The organism is Sphingomonas sp., assembly GCF_031426035.1.
Taxonomy (GTDB): Bacteria; Pseudomonadota; Alphaproteobacteria; order Sphingomonadales; family Sphingomonadaceae; genus Sphingomicrobium.
This window is the reverse complement of the sequence record NZ_JANPKO010000115.1, coordinates 1-16,416: the sequence shown is the minus strand read 5'-3', so window position 1 is coordinate 16,416 and position 16,416 is coordinate 1. Positions and strand designations below refer to the sequence as shown.

Sequence of the window (16,416 nt, the reverse complement as noted above, 5' to 3'; positions counted from 1 at the left end):
GCGCTCGATGTCGCCAGTGCGCTGGAAGGGCAGGGCATCGGCGCTGATGTCGTCTCGATGCCGTCCTTCGAATTGTTCGATGCGCAGGACGCGGCCTGGCGCGAGGACATATTGCCCGATGTCTCCAACCGCGAAATCCTGCGGGTCTCGATCGAGGCCGGCACGACCTTTGGCTGGGAGCGCTATACCGGGCTGCACGGCCTGAGGATCGGCATCGACCGCTTCGGCGCCTCGGCCCCGGCGGCGGACCTGTACGAGCATTTCGGCCTCACGAGCGAGGCCATCACCCCGAGCATCCTGGAGAGACTGGGAAAATGACCAAAGTTGCAATCAACGGCTTCGGCCGCATCGGGCGGCTGGTCGCCCGCGCCATCCTCGAGCGGCCCGACTGCGGGCTCGAGCTGGTGGCGATCAACGACCTCGCCGACGCCAAGTCCAACGCCATGCTGTTCAAGCGCGACAGCGTCCACGGGCCGTTCCCGGGCGAAGTCCGCGCCGACGGCAACGACCTGATCGTCAACGGCAAGCGGATCCACGTCACTGCCGAGCGCGACCCGGCCAAATTACCCCACGCCGCCAACGGCGTCGAAATCGCGCTCGAATGCACCGGCTTCTTCGCCGACAAGGAGGGCGGCCAGAAGCATCTCGATGCCGGCGCCGGGCGGGTGCTGATCTCGGCCCCGGCCAAGGGCGCCGATCTGACCGTCGTCTACGGCGTCAACCACGACAAATTGACGCCTGAGCACACGATCGTCTCCAACGCCTCGTGCACCACCAATTGCCTCGCCCCCGTGGCCAAGGTGATGAACGACGTGATCGGGATCGAGCGCGGGCTGATGACCACCATCCACGCCTACACCAACGACCAGAAGATCCTCGACCAGATCCACCCCGACATGCGCCGCGCGCGCGCCGCCGCGATGTCGATCATCCCGACCACCACCGGCGCCGCGCGCGCGGTCGGCGAGGTGCTGCCCGAACTGAAAGGCAAGCTCGACGGCTCGGCGATCCGCGTTCCGACCCCCAACGTCAGCCTGGTCGATTTGACCTTCACCCCCAAGCGCGACACCAGCGTGGAGGAGGTCAACGGCGCGTTGAAGGCGGCCAGCGAGAGCGGGCCATTGAAGGGCATCCTTCACTTCACCGACGAGCCATTGGTCTCGATTGACCTCAACCACAATCCCGCAAGCTCGACCGTCGACAGCCTCGAAACCGCGGTGCTCGAGGGCAAATTGGTCCGCGTCGTGTCGTGGTACGACAATGAATGGGGCTTCTCCAACCGCATGGTCGACACCGCCGCGGCGATGGCGAAATTGGGTTAGCTGTCCCCCACCCGCTCGCGGGAGGGGAAGAGGAGCGAAGCGACGAAGGGGTGGGCCTGACTGACATCCCCACCCCTAACCCCTCCCGCGAGCGGGAGGGGAATTGGAGAATGGATGACCCAGTTCAAAACCCTCGACGACCTCCCCGACGACCTCGCCGGCAAGCGCGTCCTGGTGCGCGTTGACCTCAACGTCCCGATGGACGGCGCCTCGGTCGCCGACGACACCCGCCTGCGCGCCCTCCTGCCGACTGTGCTCGAGCTCGCCGACCGCGACGCGATCGTCCTCCTGCTGTCGCATTTCGGCCGCCCCAGGGGGCAAAACCGCCCCGACATGTCGACCGCGCAACTGGTTCGCCCGCTGACCCTGCTCAGCGGCCGCTCGGTGCGCTTCATCGAGGACTGCCAGGGCCCCGAGGCCGAGCGCGGCGTAATGACCATGCTGCCGGGCAATATCGGCATCCTCGAAAACACCCGTTTTCATCTTGGCGAGGAGATCAACGACCCCGCGCTGGCCCAGGCGATGGCCGCGCTCGGCGATTTTTACGTCAACGACGCTTTCTCCGCCGCCCACCGCGCCCACGCCTCGACCGAGGGCCTGGCACACCTCCTGCCGAGCTTCGCCGGCCGCGCGATGGAGGCCGAATTGAAGGCGCTGGAAAAAGCCCTCGGCAACCCCGAGCGCCCGGTCGCCGCGGTGGTCGGCGGGGCCAAGGTGTCGTCCAAGCTCGCCGTGCTCGGCCACCTGGTCAGCAAGGTCGATCACCTGATCATCGGCGGCGGCATGGCCAACACCTTTCTCGCCGCGCGCGGCGTCGCCATCGGCAAGTCGCTCGCCGAGCATGATTTGACCGGCGAAGCGGAGGGCATTTTCGCCCGCGCCGAGGCCGCCGGCTGCACCATCCATTTGCCCTACGACGTGGTGGTGGCGAAGGAATTCGCCGCCAACCCGCCGTCCGTGCGCACCTGCAACGTCCACGAAGTCGCGGCGGACGAGATGATCCTCGACGTCGGCCCCGCCGCGGTCGAGGCGCTCGCCGACGTGCTCAAGAATTGCCGCACCTTGGTGTGGAACGGGCCGCTCGGCGCGTTCGAGACACCCCCGTTCGACGCCGCCACGGTCGCGCTCGCCAAGACCGCCGCGGCGTTGACCAAGGACGGCAGCCTGGTTTCGGTCGCCGGCGGGGGCGATACCGTCGCCGCGCTCAACCACGCCGGCGTGGCCGATGATTTCACCTTCGTGTCGACCGCCGGCGGGGCGTTCCTCGAGTGGATGGAAGGGCGGGTGCTGCCGGGCGTGGCGGCGCTGCAGGCATGACTCCTACCGACCCGCCCAAGGCCGGTGGCCGCGTGGTGCAATTGTTCGCGACGCCGGTGATCATTGATGAGCTCGACGACGCCGCGACGCTCAACGCCGCGCTCGAGACCGCAATCCTGGCGCGGATGAACGAGGATCCGGGCTTGCGCATGTCGAACCAGGGCGGCTGGCAGTCGAAGCACGATCTGCCGGCCTGGGCGGGGGCCGCGGGCAAGCGGCTGATCGACCATGCGACCGCGCTGGCGACGGCCAACACCAGGACGACGCGCGGCGGCAGCGCGACCTGGAGCGTCGATGCCTGGGCCAATGTCAGCGCGGCGGGGGCGTCCAACCGCGCCCACGTGCACGCCGGCTCGTTCTGGTCGGCGGTCTATTACGTGCGGGTGGGGGAGGGCGAAGGCGGCGCGCTGGTGCTGCACGACCCACGGATGCCCGGGCTGCGCATGCACGCGCCCTCGCTGCGCTTCAACAATGAGGACGCGGAGATCTTCGCCGCGATCCGGCCCGTCGCCGGGCTGATGGTGCTGTTCCCCGCCTGGCTCGCCCATTCGGTCGATCCGTGGCAGGGCAGCGGCTCGAGAATTTCGGTGGCGATGAACATCCGCGCGGTTACACGCGTTGCCGGTGCCGCCGCCGGCCCCACTACCACAGCGATGCTTGACGAGGACAAGGACGATGCAAGACTCTGAAATGATGGCCCGGATCGCAGGCGGACAGGGGTTCATCGCCGCGCTCGACCAGTCGGGCGGATCGACGCCGGGCGCGCTCAAGGCGTACGGCATCGGCGCCGACGCGTACGCCAACGACGATCAGATGTTCGCGCTGGTCCACAAGATGCGGGTGCGCATCATCACCGCGCCGTCGTTTACCGGCGACAAGGTGCTCGGCGCGATCCTGTTCGAGAAGACGATGGACGGCGAGGCCGACGGCAAGCCGGTCCCCCAGCTGCTGCGGGAGCGCGGGGTGGTGCCGTTCCTCAAGGTCGACAAGGGGCTCGAGGACGAGGCCGACGGGGTCAAGTTGATGAAGCCCAACCCGGGGCTCGACGCCTTGCTCGGGCGCGCCGTCGCCAAGGGCATCGTCGGGACCAAGATGCGCTCGGTGATCGAGCGCGCGTCACCCAGCGGGATCGCGGCGGTGGTCAGCCAGCAATTCGAGGTGGGTGAGCAGATCATGGCGCACGGGCTGGTGCCGATCATCGAGCCCGAGGTGTCGATCAAGGCGCCCGACCGCGCCGCGGCGGAGGACATCCTGCTGGCCGAGCTCAAGGCCGCGCTGGACGGGCTGCCGGGAGACGGAAAGGTGATGCTCAAGCTGACCCTGCCGACTACGGCCGACCTTTACGCGCCGCTGGTCGACCATCCGCGGGTGGCCCGCGTGGTCGCGCTGTCGGGCGGGTTCACGCGCGAACAGGCGTGCCGCGAGCTGGCCCGCAACCGCGGCGTCATCGCCAGTTTCTCGCGCGCTTTGCTCGAGGACTTGCGCGCCGACATGAGCGACGAACAGTTCGACCGCACGCTCGGCGCGGCGATCGATGAGATCCACGCCGCGTCGGTCGCCGAACCGGCGCCGGCGGCCGCCTAGCGCGCGCGGACGACGGTGAAGGTGAAGCGGTAGGCGCCCGGGCCAGGCGTACCGGGGACGGCGATCGCCGGCTCGACCGCCGCCAGCAGCACCGTCCGGCCGAACTCGACCACCGGAACGCCCAGCGTCAGGTCAAGCTCGCGCCCGACCGCGGTCGACGGCGCGTCGGGGCCGCTCGCGACAGGCAGGTGCTGGGGGGAGATCGCCGCGCGGATCCGCACCCGGCCCGCCCACACGCACTGGACGCTGGCCGGGCAGCGGCTGTCCTCGAGCACGGCCAGCGGGCGGATGTGCAACCCGCCTACGCTCGCGGTTGCGGCGAGCGGGACGGTGGCCGCCGCGCCCGACGCCGAGTAGGTCGAGGCGAACGCGGTGCAGGCCGACAGCGCGAGGGTGGCGGCGAGGGCGACGACAGCTTTCATTGGACGCAGCATCCCGCCCGGCTAATGAGCCGCCCATGAACGACGACGAATTCGACCTTTCGCTGTTTCCGCCGCCGCCGCGGCGCGAGCCGTGCCAGCTGTATTTGATCAGCCCGCAGGAGGTCGGCGGCTCCTTCCCCGACCGCTTGAAGGCGGCGCTCGGCGGGGCGCCGGTCGCGGCGTTCCAGCTGCGCGTCAAGGACATCGGCGAGCATGAGCTGGCGCGGCTGGCCGAGCCGCTGCAGCGGATCTGCGCCGATTTTGCCACCGCGTTCATCGTCAACGACAGCGTCGCCTTGGCCAAGCGCCTCGGCGCCGACGGCGTGCATCTCGGCCAGTCCGACGGCGACATCCGCGACGCGCGCGCATCGCTCGGCCCCGCGGCCCAGATCGGCCGCACCTGCCACGACAGCCGCCACCTGGCGATGCAGGCAGGCGAGGACGGCGCCGATTATGTCGCGTTCGGGGCGTTCTACGAAACCACCACCAAGCCGAGCAATTACCGCCCCGAGCCGGCGCTGCTGAGCTGGTGGGCGAGCCTGTTCGAGCTGCCGTGCGTGGCGATCGGCGGGATCACCCCGGACAATGCCGCGCCATTGGTCGCGGCCGGCGCCGATTTCCTCGCGATGTGCCAGGCGGTGTGGGGCAGGGACGATCCGGCCGCCGCGGTCGCCGCGTTCGAGGGCGTGCTGAAGGGCTAGCGTTTCACCCCGACATCGACCCGCAGGATGGTGCCGCGGGCGAAGGCGGGGGCGATCGCGGCGAGGTCGGCCGGGGTGATCGTCGCCAGCAGCGCCGCCAGCTCGGCATGGCTGCGCACGCCGCCGGTCTCGACGAACTGGCGGGCGAGCTTGTCAGCAATTTCCGCATTGTTTTGAGCAGCGCTGAGGTCGCGGCCGAGGAGGTGGCGGCGGGCCGCCTCGACCTCGGCGGTGGTCGGGGGATTGAACTGGAGGCCGGCGAGCTGCGCCTTGAGCTCGGCTTCGAGGGCGTCGGCGTGGGCCGGGTCGACCCCGGTCCAGACGGTCGCCCAGGCGCGCCGGCCGTCGGTCCGGAAGCTCGAATAAATATGGTAGGCGAGGCCCTTGTCGCCGATCGCCGAGCGGCCGAGCCGTCCCGAATAATCGTGCGTCAGAATGTACAGCAGCATTCGCCACGCAAGCCCGTCGCGGGTGCCCGGCGGCGGCGTGGCGACGACGTAGCCGAGCGCGCCTTGGGATAGCGGCTTCGCGATCTCCGCGACGACTTTCTGGTGCGGTTGCCGCGCTGCCGGCGGCGCGGGCAATGTCGCGGCCGCAGTGCGCCCGATCGCTTGCTCGAGCGTGGCAAAGGCGTTGGCCGGTTGCACCGCCCCACTGACCACGACCGCGATCGGTTGCGGCGGGTTGACCGTCAACGGCGCGGTCTCGCTGGCGATCATCTGCTGGATGCGGGTGTCGGGATCGTCGCTGGCAATGACCTGCGGCAACGGCGCCGCCCGCGCGGCCTCTGACGCCTCGGCGATCAGCGCGGGCAACGCCGACGCCGGGCCCGAGCGGACGACCCGCCCCAGCCCGGGCAAATCGCGCGGCGGCTGTTCGCCGGTGACGGGCGCGGACAGCAGCAGTTCCACCGTCACGTTCGGCGACAGCGGGCTGGCCTGGACGATCGCCGGGAGCCCGGCGGAAAGTGTGCGCAGCACCGGCGGCGACAGCGCGAAGGCTTGTGCCGGCTTGCCCGCGCGCGGTTGGGCCGCAGATGGCGACCCGGCACCGAGTTTGCCCGTTGCCGGCGCCTCGCCCGGCACCAGCCAGCCGACCGTGCGCTGGCTCGGGGCGAGATAAGCGCGGGCGACTCGCGCGATGTCGGCCGCGCTGACCGCCGCGACCGCGCGGGGCAGGCCGATCAGCGTGTCGAGCGCGCCGATGCCCTCGAAGTACGCAAGCTGGTGCGCGGCGTCCTCGGTGGTCTCGACGTCCTCGGCCAATTGCTGGCGCACGGCGGCCTTGGCGGCGGCGAGCTTGGCCGGGGTCGTGTCACCAGCCCGCGCGAGCCGCTCGGCCAGCGCCTGCTCGACCGCAACCTCGCTCGCGCCGTCTGGAAGCGCACCCTTGATCGTGAAAATGTAGCGGTCGGCGGTCGGGATGAACCAGGTCGCGATGCCGTCCGCGGCGCCCTCAAGCAGCGATCCCGGCTTGGCCGGCGTGCCCCAGTCGTTGTGGTCGAAATTGATCCCCGAGCCGCCGCCCAGCAACTGCTGGAGCACGAGGAACGCCGCGAAGTCGCGGTTCGACGCGGCCGGCGCGGGGAAGGCGAGGGTGAACATCGGGCGGTCGGTCGGCCCGGCCAGCATCGTCCGCCGCTCGCCGCGCTGGGGCGGCTCGACCGCCGCCGTGCGGAGCGGCGCCGGGCGCGCCGCAATCGCGCCGAAATGCCGCGCGACCAGCGCCTTGGCCTGCGCCGTCGAAATATCGCCGACGATCGACAGCACGCTGTTGGCCGGGGTGTAATGGCGCCGGTAAAAATCGCTGGCGTCGTCCAGCGTCAGTGCCGCGACATCGCTTTCGTAGCCGATCGTGTTGTTGCGGTACGGGTGCGCCTGGAGCGCGGTCGCGGTGACCGCATCGAGCAGCACCGACGAGGGGTCGTTCTCATAGCCGTGCATCTCGGTGATCACCGCGCCCTTCTCGGCGGCGAGCGCGGCGGGGTCGATGGTCACATTGGCGAGCCGGTCGGCCTCGATCCGCAGCAGCAGGTCGAGCCCGTCGCGCGGCACGGTCGCGTAGTACGTCGTCTGGTCGAGCCAGGTGTAGCCGTGCCATTCCCCGCCCGCATCGTAGATTGCTTCGGTCGCCGAGGCGCCCGGGAACGCGGCGCTGGCGCGGAACGCGAGATGCTCGAGGAAATGCGCCAGCCCGGTCTTGCCCGCAGTCTCGTCCCGCGCGCCGCTCTTGACCAGCAATTGGGTGCTGACGACGGGAAGGGTGCGGTCCTCGAGGATGATGACGATCAGCCCGTTGGGAAGCCGGCTGACATCGGCGCGCGCAAGGTCGAGCTCGGCCCGCGCCGGGGCGCCCGAAATCAGCAGCAAGGCGGCAATCGCAAGTGTCGGTTTCATCCGCTCCCCCGGCCGCCATCATTCCCGCCGCTGCCGCGGTCCGCAAGCCCGGCAATGGAAACTAGTCGGGGCTGCATCGTTGCACACCCGAACATGTTTCCCGCCACAGGAGAGTTGCGTGCAGTCCAGGACCATTCGTTTCGCCGCCGGTCTGATCGGCGCGGCCAGCGCCGCCGTCGCCATCGCGCAGGCGCAGCCCAAGCCGGCCGCCGCCACCGCGTCCCCCACAGCCGCGGCAAAACCGTTCGCCGCGCCGGGCACACCGGGGTCGCCGATCAACGGCGAGCTGTTCCACGCCCAAGTGCTGCTGTCGGCCAACGCCTTTTCGCCTGGCGTGATCGACGGCAAGGCCGGCGAATCGTTCAAATTGTCGCTGGGCAGCTTCCAGCGCGCGCGCGGGCTCGACCCGACCGGCAAGCTCGACAGCGAGACGCGCCGCGCCTTGCTCCAGGCCAACCGGCCCTCGACGGTCATGGTCCGCCTCGGCCAGGACGACGTGCGCGGCCAATTTGTCTACCCGTTCCCGAGCGACCCGGAGAAACAGGCCGAATTGAAGTTCCTCGGTTACCGCAACATGCTCGAGAGGCTGGCCGAGCGCTACCACACCACGCCCGACACGATCGTTGCCTTGAACGGCCCCGATAAATTGATCGGCCTTGGCCAGACCCTGCGCCTGCCCAATGTCGTCCCGACCTCGCGCGACTATGCCGGGGTCCAGGGCAATGGCGCCGGCGCGCTCAACGCGCTCAACATCGACGGGCAGCAGCCGCAGGGCGATTATGTCGTGGTCGACAAGAGCGAGGGCGTGCTCAAGGTCTATCGCGGCGCGGTGCCCGGCGCGTCGAACAGCGAGGCGAAGCCGGCCGCCGCCGCTAAGGCCGAGCCGCAGCTGGTCGCCGCCTTCCCGGTGACCATGGGCTCGAAGCAATATCCGCTGCCGATCGGGCGCTGGAAGGCCACCACCTACGCCTTCCTGCCGCCGTTCAAGTACCAGCCGGAGTTGCTCAACAACCCCAAGACCGACAAGCAGCTGACCTTGCCGCCGGGGCCTAACGGCCCGGTCGGCGTGGCGTGGCTCGACCTGACCAAGGAGCATTACGGCATTCACGGCACCAACGAGCCGCAAACCATCGGCCGGGCTGAATCCTCGGGCTGCATCCGCATGACCAATTGGGACGTGCTGCGGCTGTCGCGGATGATGAAGCCGGGCTTCACGGCGATCTTCCAGGCCTGATGAAAGTCGTCGGCACCGCGATCGTCACGGCGATCCTGGTCAGCGCGTTCTGGATCTTTGTCTTCAATATCCGCGGCGCGCCCCAGGGCACCGATGGCAAAGTCGACCCCAAAGGCGATGTCGCGACGGTCGAGGTCGGCAACCGCGATGTCGCGGTCGCCGAGGGTGTCGAGGTCGGGCCCGCCGGGCTCGCCATCCCGGTGGTCGGGGTCAAGCCCGGCGAACTGGTCGACACCTTCACCCAGGCGCGCGCCGGCGGGGCGCGGGTGCATGACGCGATCGACATCATGGCGCCGAGTGGCCGCCCGGTGGTGGCCGCCGCGCCGGGGCGGGTCGAAAAGCTCTTTTTCAGCGAGGGCGGCGGCGGGATTACCGCTTATGTCCGCTCCGACGACGGGCGGTGGAATTATTATTACGCGCACCTCTCGGCCTATGCGCCCGGCTTGCGCGAGGGGCAGCGCGTGGCGCGCGGAACGCCGATCGGCTTCGTCGGCGTGTCGGGCAACGCCAACCCATCCGGCCCCCACCTCCATTTCGCGATCAACCGCATGAGCGCGGGCGAGAAGTGGTGGCAGGGCACCCCGGTCAATCCCTACCCGCTGCTTGCCGGTAAGAAGGCCGCAGGCTAAGGGGCCGCGTTCAACCACACACCCCGTTCGCCCTGAGCCTGTCGAAGGGCTGTCCTGTTCTTGAAACGCCAAGTGCAGGGCTTCGACAAGCTCAGCCCGAACGGATGAATAGGGCGCGAGACAGGCATGAAGATCAGCGGCGTGGACATCCGTCCCGGCAACATCATCGAATATGAAGGCGGCATCTGGCGCGCGGTCAAGATCCAGCACACCCAGCCGGGCAAGGGCGGCGCCTACATGCAGGTCGAGCTGAAGAACCTCATCGACGGGCGCAAGAACAATGTCCGCTTCCGCTCGGCCGAGACGGTCGAGCGCGTCCGCCTCGACACCAAGGACTTCCAGTTCCTGTTCGCCGACGGCGACATGCTGACCTTCATGGACAAGGAAAGCTACGAGCAGATCAGCCTGCCCAAGGACTTGCTCGGCGATGCCGCGGCGTTCCTCCAGGACGGCATGGACGTGGTCATGGAACTGTACGACGAGCGGGCGATTTCGGTGCAATTGCCCGACACCATCGAAGCGCTGATCGTCGAAGCCGACGCGGTGGTGAAGGGCCAGACCGCGTCGTCGAGCTACAAGCCCGCGGTGCTCGACAACGGCGTCCGCGTGATGGTTCCGCCGCACATCGGCGCCGGCACCCGGATCGTGGTCGATGTCTACGAGCAGACCTACGTCCGCCGCGCCGACTGATGGTCTCCCACTCCGGCCTGATCACCGTCATGACCCGCGCGGCGCGCAAGGCGGCCCCGCGGCTGCGGCGTGATTTCGGCGAGGTCGAGCAGCTCCAGGTCAGCCGCAAGGGCCCGGCCGACTTCGTGTCGATGGCCGACAAGCGCGCCGAGCAGTCGATCGTCGACGAACTGCGCACCGCGCGCCCCGACTGGGGGCTGCTGCTCGAGGAAGGCGGCGAAATCGCCGGCAATCCGGACAAGCCGCGGTGGATCGTCGATCCATTGGACGGCACCACCAACTTCCTCCACGGCGTGCCCCATTTCGCGATCTCGATCGCGGTCGAGGAGCCCAAGCCCGGCGGCGGCAGCGAGATCAGCCACGGCCTGGTCTACCAGCCGCTGACCGACGAGACGTTCTGGGCCGAGAAGGGCCGCGGCGCGTGGTTGCTCGACCGCCGCCTGCGCGTTTCGTCGCGCCGCAACCTGTCGGAATGCCTGATCGGCACCGGCCTGCCGCACTGCGGGCGCGGCGATGTCGCGTCGTGGAGCAAGATCTACGCCGCCATCGCCCCCGAGGTGTCGGGCGTGCGCCGCTTCGGCTCGGCGGCATTGGACCTGGCGTGGGTCGCGGCGGGGCGGATGGACGGCTTCTGGGAAGACGATCTCGACCTGTGGGACACCGCCGCGGGGCTGCTGCTGGTCAAGGAGGCCGGCGGGTTCATCACCGATTACCGCGGCGGCGACCGCATGGCCGAGCGCCGCGAATATCTCGCCGCCAACGGCGAGCTCCACTCGCGGCTGCACAAGCTGCTCGCGGTGGCGCTGCGCTAGAACGAATTCGCATGGTTCGCGGTGTTGCGGGGGCCAGCGCCCTGTCCTAAAGCGCCGCCACGTCCCGCCGCGGAGTGGAGTAAGTCTTGGCCAGCGTTGCCGCCGGTTATCTGCCGATCCTGCTGTTCCTCGCCATCGCCCTCGGGCTGTCGGCGGGGTTCGTGGTGCTGCCGATGCTGGTCAGCCGCCTGACCGGCGCCCACCGCCCCAACCCGCAAAAGCTTTCCGAATATGAGTGCGGCTTCCCCGCCTTCGAGGACGCGCGCGCCCAGTTTGACGTGCGCTTCTACCTCGTCGCCATCCTGTTCATCGTGTTCGATCTCGAAGCCGCCTTCCTGTTCCCGTGGGCGGTCAGCCTGGCCGGGATCGGCTGGGCGGGGTGGATCGCGATGATGATCTTCCTCGCCGAACTTGGCCTCGGCCTCGCCTACGCGTGGAAAAAGGGTGCGCTCGAATGGGAGTGACCCTCGACCCCCGCGTCAACCCGCAGCCGACCGAGGAGGAGATCGCGCGCGCCGCCGGGCTGGTGCCGGGCAGCGTCGACATGAAGCAGTTCGAGGCGATGCGCGAGGAGCTCGACAGGAAGGGCTTCATGGTCGCCTCGGCCGAGGATCTGTTCACCTTGGCGCGCACCGGGTCGTTGTGGTGGATGACCTTCGGTCTGGCCTGCTGCGCGGTCGAGATGATCCACGTCAACATGCCGCGCTACGACCTCGAGCGGTTCGGCGCGGCGCCGCGGGCATCCCCGCGCCAGTCGGACGTGATGATCGTCGCCGGCACTTTGTGCAACAAAATGGCCCCCGCGTTGCGCCGCGTCTACGACCAGATGTCCGAGCCGCGCTACGTCATCTCGATGGGCAGCTGCGCCAACGGCGGCGGCTATTATCATTACAGCTACTCGGTGGTGCGCGGCTGCGACCGCATCGTGCCGGTCGACATCTACGTCCCCGGCTGCCCGCCGACCGCCGAAGCGCTGTTGTACGGGATCATGCAGCTCCAGCGCAAAATCCGCCGCGAAGGGACGATCGAGCGCTGATGGCGACGTCCGCTCCCCGCTACGCCGACGCGCCCGCCGCCCTTGCCGGGCTGGCCGAAGCGCGCCCGCGCGCCGGGCTCGAGACCGCGTTCGATGTCAATCGGGACGATCTCGTCGCCGTGCTCAAGTCACTGCGCGACAACCACGGCTACCAGCAGCTGATGGAGATCGCCGGGGTCGACTTCCCCGAGCGGCCTGAGCGCTTCGAGATCGTCTATTGCCTGCTGTCGCTGACCAACAACCACCGCGTCCGCGTCCATGTCGCCACCGACGAAATGACCCCCGTGCCGAGCGTCACCTCGCTCTGGCCGGTCGCCGGCTGGCTCGAGCGCGAGGTGTTCGACATGTACGGGGTCGGGTTCGCCGGCAACCCGGACCTCCGCCGCATCCTCACCGACTATGGCTTCGAGGGCCACCCGCAGCGCAAGGATTTCCCGCTCACCGGCTTCGTCGAGCTGCGTTATTCCGAGGCCGAGAAGCGCGTCGTCTACGAGCCCGTCTCGCTCCCGCAGGACTTCCGCACGTTCGACTTCCTGATGCCGTGGCAAGGCGCCGAATATGCGCTCCCCGGCGACGAGAAGGCCGAGCCGCAGGCGCCCGGCGCGCCAAGCCCGGCCCCGGCCACGGGCGCTCCGCCCCAGGTCGCGGCCAAAACCGACGCCAAGACGCCCAAGACCACCGACACGCCGGCGCAAACCGGTGGCGGCGCCCCAGCCAACGCGGCCGAGCAGAAGCAGGCGCGCAAGCCGGCCAAGGCCAAGGCCGCGAGCGAAGTGTCGAAGCCGGGCAAGACTGCCGAGCCCAAGCCCAAGCCGGCCGGCCGCCGCCGCCCGGGCGGAGGCGCGGCATGACCGACACCCGCACCATCGACCTCACCGTCGGCGCGCCCGCGGAAGCCGGCGACGACACCGCGGGAGACGAGGCGAACCACAATTCCACCATCAATTTCGGCCCCCAGCACCCCGACGCGCACGGCGTGCAGCGGCTGATCATGGAGCTGGACGGCGAGATCGTCGAGCGGGTCGATCCGCACATCGGCCTGCTCCACCGCGGCACCGAGAAACTGATCGAATACAAGACCTACGCCCAGGCTTTGCCCTATTTCGACCGGCTCGATTACTGCTCTCCGATGTCGATGGAGCACAGCTTCGTGCTCGCCATCGAGAAATTGATGGGGCTCGAGGTGCCGCCCCGCGCGCAATACATCCGCGTGCTGATGGCGGAATTGACCCGCATCAAGAATCACATGCTCAACCTCGGCAGCCACATCATGGATGTCGGCGCAATGACGCCGAACCTGTGGCTGTTCGAGCTGCGCGAAGATTTGATGCAGATCTACGAGGCGGTGTCGGGCGCGCGGATGCACGCCAATTACTTCCGCGCCGGCGGGGTCCACGGCGACATTCCGCCCAAGGTGTTCGCCCAGATCGGCGACTTCCTCGACAACCGCTTGAAGCTGTTCGAGGACGCCATCTCGCTGGTCGCCGACAACCGCATCTTCAAGCAGCGCAACGTCGACATCGGCAAGGTGTCGCGCGACGATGCCATCGCGTGGGGCTTCTCCGGCCCGATGATCCGCGCCGCCGGGGTGGCGTGGGACATCCGCCGCTCGCAGCCCTACGAAGTCTACGACCGCATGGAGTTCGACGTCCCGGTCGGCACCAACGGCGATTGCTACGACCGCTTCATGGTCCGCGTCGAGGAAGTGCGCCAATCGTGGCGCATCGCGCGGCAATGCTTGAAGGAAATGCCCGCCGGCCAAATCGGCAGCCTCGACCGCAAGGTGTTCCCGCCGCCGCGCGCCGAGATGAAGACCTCGATGGAAGCGCTGATCCACCACTTCAAGCTGTACACCGAGGGCTATCACGTCCCCGCCGGCGAAGTCTATGTCGCGACCGAGAGTCCCAAGGGCGAGTTCGGCGTCTACCTCGTCGCGGACGGCACCAACCGGCCCTACCGCTGCAAGATCCGCCCGACCGCGTTCAGCCACCTCCAGGCGATGGACTTCATGATGAAGGGCCACATGCTCGCCGACACCACCGCGGTGCTCAGCGCGATCGACGTCGTGTTCGGGGAGTGCGACCGGTGAGGGCGCCCAATCTGGTGGCCCGCGGCTTCGTGGTCGTGCTGGCGCTCGGCGGGTTTGTTCTCCTCGGGCTCAACCTCGGCCTGATCAACCGCTCGCTGTACGATTACGGGATATGGGCGGTGCCGCCGCTTGGTGCGATCGCCGGCATGCTATTTTTCGGGCTGATCTGGGGCGGCCGGCCGATCATGCATAAAATGCTGGAGTCCGAATAATGGCTGGCCCAGCCTCCATCCTTGACGATCCCGAGACCCGCGCGCGGTGGGCTTCGTTTGCGTGGGATCCCGCCAACGCCAAGGCTGCCGCGGCGTTTGTCGCGCGCTATCCCGCGGGGCGCCAGCAATCGGCGGTGATCCCGTTGCTCGACCTCGCCCAGCGCCAGGTCGGCGCGGAGACCAATACGCAGGGCTGGCTGCCGCTGCCGGTGATGGAGTTCGTCGCGCGCGAGCTCGGCATGCCGGTGATCCGCGTGCTCGAGGTCGCGACCTTCTACACCATGTTCAATCTGGTCCCGGTCGGCCGCTTCCATGTCCAGGTGTGCGGCACGACGCCATGTATGCTGCGCGGGTCGGATGACGTGCTGGCGGCTTGCTATGCGCGCGGGCTGAAAAAGGGCAAAACCACCGACGACGGGCTGTTCACATTGACCGAGGTCGAGTGCCTCGGCGCCTGCGCCAACGCGCCGATGGTGCAGATCAACGACGATAATTACGAGGATCTAACCGAGGCCGGCATGACCGCGGTGCTCGACGCGCTGGCGCGCGGCGAAACGCCCAAGGCGGGGCCGCAGGTCGAGCGTCAGACCAGCTGCCCCGATGGCGGCCCGACCTCGCTGAAAAAAATGGCCGAGCGCAATTACGACTACCGGGGGCAGTGGTGATGGCGAAGGCTAACCCAAACCCGTTCATCCCGAGCGAAGTCGAGGGACTCAGCCGAGCGCAGCCGAGGCAATTTCTCGGCTTCGCTCGAAGGGCTCCCTCGACTTCGCTCGGGACAAACGGAATGTGGTGCGGCGAGGCGCTGGCATGAGTATAGTCGCCATCCTCATCGCGGTCGTGCTCGCGTTCCTCGCGTTCAAGTTCATCACCGGCATCATCAAATTCGCCGTGCTCGCGCTGATCGTCGTCGCCGCGCTCTATTTCACCGGAGTGATCGGCTGATGAGCGCGACCGGGCCGCTGTCCGACAAGGACCGCATCTTCACCAACGTCTACGGCTTCCAGTCGCCCGACTTGAAGGCGGCGCAGGCGCGCGGCGACTGGGACGGCACCGCCAAACTGATGCAGGCGGGCGAGGACGGCATCATCGAGGCGATCAAGGCCTCGGGCCTGCGCGGGCGCGGCGGCGCCGGCTTCCCGACCGGGATGAAGTGGAGCTTCATGCCCAAGGAGCCCAAGCCCGGCAAACCCAATTTCCTTGTCGTCAACGCCGACGAATCCGAGCCCGGATCGTGCAAGGACCGCGAGATCATCCGCCACGACCCGCACAAGCTCATCGAAGGCTCGCTGATCGCCGGCTTCGCGATGCGCGCGCGCGCCGGCTACATCTACATCCGCGGCGAATTTATTCGCGAGTGCGCGGCGCTCGAGAAAGCCGTCGCCGAGGCCTATGCCGCCGGCTTGCTCGGCAAGAACGCGGCGGGATCGGGCCATGACTTCGACCTGTTCGTCCACCGCGGCGCGGGCGCCTACATCTGCGGCGAAGAAACCGCGATGCTCGAAAGCCTCGAGGGCAAGCAGGGCAAGCCCCGGCTCAAGCCGCCGTTCCCCGCCGGCGCCGGGCTCTACGGCTGCCCGACCACGGTCAACAATGTCGAGAGCATCGCCGTGGTCCCGACCATCCTGCGGCGCGGCCCCGCCTGGTTCGCCGGCTTCGGGCGCGAGAAGAACGAAGGCACCAAGCTGTTCCAGCTGTCGGGCCACATCAACACCCCGTGCGTGGTCGAGGAATCGATGTCGATCTCGTTCCGCGAGCTGATCGACCGCCACGGCGGCGGCATCCGCGGCGGGTGGGACAATTTGCTCGCTGTCATCCCCGGCGGCTCGTCGGTGCCGCTGGTCCCGGCGCACGAGATCATCGACGCGCCGATGGATTTCGACGGCTTGAAGGCGCTCGGCTCGGGTCTCGGCACCGCGGCCGTCATCGTGATGGACAAGTCGACCGACATCGTCCGCGCGATCAGCCGCAT

The 16,416-nt window shown here is 68.5% G+C and carries 20 protein-coding genes; 18 read left to right on the top strand and 2 right to left on the bottom strand.

Going from position 1 to position 16,416, the window contains the following annotated elements; genetic code table 11:
• The 5 genes from RMP08_RS08540 to RMP08_RS08520 all read left to right on the top strand — a co-directional run.
• Positions 1–318: transketolase-like TK C-terminal-containing protein (locus RMP08_RS08540; protein WP_310468570.1), on the top strand; the 318-nt coding region annotated here is incomplete at its 5' end.
• Positions 315–1,322, top strand: a complete 1,008-nt coding sequence (gene gap, locus RMP08_RS08535) for a type I glyceraldehyde-3-phosphate dehydrogenase (RefSeq protein WP_310468569.1) — start codon at positions 315–317, stop codon at positions 1,320–1,322. The genes RMP08_RS08540 and gap, both read left to right, overlap by 4 nt.
• 114 nt (positions 1,323–1,436) lie before the next feature.
• Complete coding sequence (locus tag RMP08_RS08530; protein WP_310468568.1) at positions 1,437–2,639, top strand: phosphoglycerate kinase; 1,203 nt, start codon at positions 1,437–1,439, stop codon at positions 2,637–2,639.
• Complete coding sequence (locus RMP08_RS08525) at positions 2,636–3,328, top strand: TIGR02466 family protein (RefSeq protein WP_310468567.1); 693 nt, start codon at positions 2,636–2,638, stop codon at positions 3,326–3,328. Before RMP08_RS08530 ends, RMP08_RS08525 begins: the two co-directional genes overlap by 4 nt.
• Positions 3,315–4,223, top strand: a complete 909-nt coding sequence (locus RMP08_RS08520) for a fructose bisphosphate aldolase (RefSeq protein WP_310468566.1) — start codon at positions 3,315–3,317, stop codon at positions 4,221–4,223. The genes RMP08_RS08525 and RMP08_RS08520 overlap by 14 nt, the downstream gene beginning before the upstream one ends.
• Here the strand turns inward: RMP08_RS08520 and RMP08_RS08515 are convergent.
• On the bottom strand, positions 4,220–4,645 hold the full coding sequence (locus RMP08_RS08515; RefSeq protein WP_310468565.1) for a hypothetical protein: 426 nt from the start codon (positions 4,643–4,645) through the stop codon (positions 4,220–4,222). The two genes, RMP08_RS08520 and RMP08_RS08515, sit on opposite strands and share 4 nt — an antisense overlap.
• Before the next feature lie 35 nt (positions 4,646–4,680).
• Here RMP08_RS08515 and thiE point away from each other — a divergent pair, with 35 nt between their 5' ends.
• Entirely contained in the window at positions 4,681–5,346 is a 666-nt protein-coding gene (gene thiE, locus RMP08_RS08510) for a thiamine phosphate synthase (RefSeq protein ID WP_310468564.1), read from the top strand.
• On the opposite strand, the gene RMP08_RS08505 is transcribed toward thiE, so the two are convergent.
• Complete coding sequence (locus RMP08_RS08505; protein WP_310468563.1) at positions 5,343–7,742, bottom strand: insulinase family protein; 2,400 nt, start codon at positions 7,740–7,742, stop codon at positions 5,343–5,345. The two genes, thiE and RMP08_RS08505, sit on opposite strands and share 4 nt — an antisense overlap.
• 118 nt (positions 7,743–7,860) lie before the next feature.
• Between RMP08_RS08505 and RMP08_RS08500 the strand changes: the two genes are divergently transcribed.
• The 12 genes from RMP08_RS08500 to nuoF form a co-directional block, all read left to right on the top strand.
• Positions 7,861–8,976, top strand: a complete 1,116-nt coding sequence (locus RMP08_RS08500; protein WP_310468562.1) for a L,D-transpeptidase family protein — start codon at positions 7,861–7,863, stop codon at positions 8,974–8,976.
• Positions 8,976–9,605, top strand: a complete 630-nt coding sequence (locus RMP08_RS08495) for a M23 family metallopeptidase (RefSeq protein ID WP_310468561.1) — start codon at positions 8,976–8,978, stop codon at positions 9,603–9,605. Before RMP08_RS08500 ends, RMP08_RS08495 begins: the two co-directional genes overlap by 1 nt.
• A 126-nt stretch (positions 9,606–9,731) precedes the next feature.
• Positions 9,732–10,295 carry an elongation factor P gene (gene efp / locus RMP08_RS08490; RefSeq protein WP_310468560.1) on the top strand — a complete coding sequence of 188 codons (564 nt, stop codon included), beginning with the start codon at positions 9,732–9,734 and terminating at the stop codon, positions 10,293–10,295.
• Entirely contained in the window at positions 10,295–11,107 is an 813-nt protein-coding gene (locus RMP08_RS08485; protein WP_310468559.1) for an inositol monophosphatase family protein, read from the top strand. Before efp ends, RMP08_RS08485 begins: the two co-directional genes overlap by 1 nt.
• A gap of 86 nt (positions 11,108–11,193) precedes the next feature.
• Positions 11,194–11,571, top strand: a complete 378-nt coding sequence (gene ndhC, locus RMP08_RS08480; protein WP_310468558.1) for an NADH-quinone oxidoreductase subunit A — start codon at positions 11,194–11,196, stop codon at positions 11,569–11,571.
• On the top strand, positions 11,562–12,143 hold the full coding sequence (locus tag RMP08_RS08475) for an NADH-quinone oxidoreductase subunit B family protein (RefSeq protein ID WP_310468557.1): 582 nt from the start codon (positions 11,562–11,564) through the stop codon (positions 12,141–12,143). The genes ndhC and RMP08_RS08475 overlap by 10 nt, the downstream gene beginning before the upstream one ends.
• The gene (locus tag RMP08_RS08470) at positions 12,143–12,994 is read left to right on the top strand and encodes an NADH-quinone oxidoreductase subunit C (protein ID WP_310468556.1); all 852 of its coding nucleotides are present in this window, start codon (positions 12,143–12,145) and stop codon (positions 12,992–12,994) included. The genes RMP08_RS08475 and RMP08_RS08470 overlap by 1 nt, the downstream gene beginning before the upstream one ends.
• The gene (locus RMP08_RS08465) at positions 12,991–14,232 is read left to right on the top strand and encodes an NADH-quinone oxidoreductase subunit D (RefSeq protein ID WP_310468555.1); all 1,242 of its coding nucleotides are present in this window, start codon (positions 12,991–12,993) and stop codon (positions 14,230–14,232) included. Before RMP08_RS08470 ends, RMP08_RS08465 begins: the two co-directional genes overlap by 4 nt.
• Positions 14,229–14,444: a hypothetical protein gene (locus tag RMP08_RS08460; protein WP_310468554.1), complete on the top strand. Its 216-nt coding sequence runs from the start codon at positions 14,229–14,231 to the stop codon at positions 14,442–14,444. Before RMP08_RS08465 ends, RMP08_RS08460 begins: the two co-directional genes overlap by 4 nt.
• Complete coding sequence (locus RMP08_RS08455; RefSeq protein WP_310468553.1) at positions 14,444–15,109, top strand: NAD(P)H-dependent oxidoreductase subunit E; 666 nt, start codon at positions 14,444–14,446, stop codon at positions 15,107–15,109. The genes RMP08_RS08460 and RMP08_RS08455 overlap by 1 nt, the downstream gene beginning before the upstream one ends.
• Before the next feature lie 145 nt (positions 15,110–15,254).
• Positions 15,255–15,389 carry a hypothetical protein gene (locus RMP08_RS08450; protein ID WP_310468552.1) on the top strand — a complete coding sequence of 45 codons (135 nt, stop codon included), beginning with the start codon at positions 15,255–15,257 and terminating at the stop codon, positions 15,387–15,389.
• Positions 15,389–16,416, top strand: a 1,028-nt coding sequence (gene nuoF, locus RMP08_RS08445; protein WP_310468551.1) for an NADH-quinone oxidoreductase subunit NuoF, incomplete at its 3' end; no start/stop codon positions are given. The genes RMP08_RS08450 and nuoF, both read left to right, overlap by 1 nt.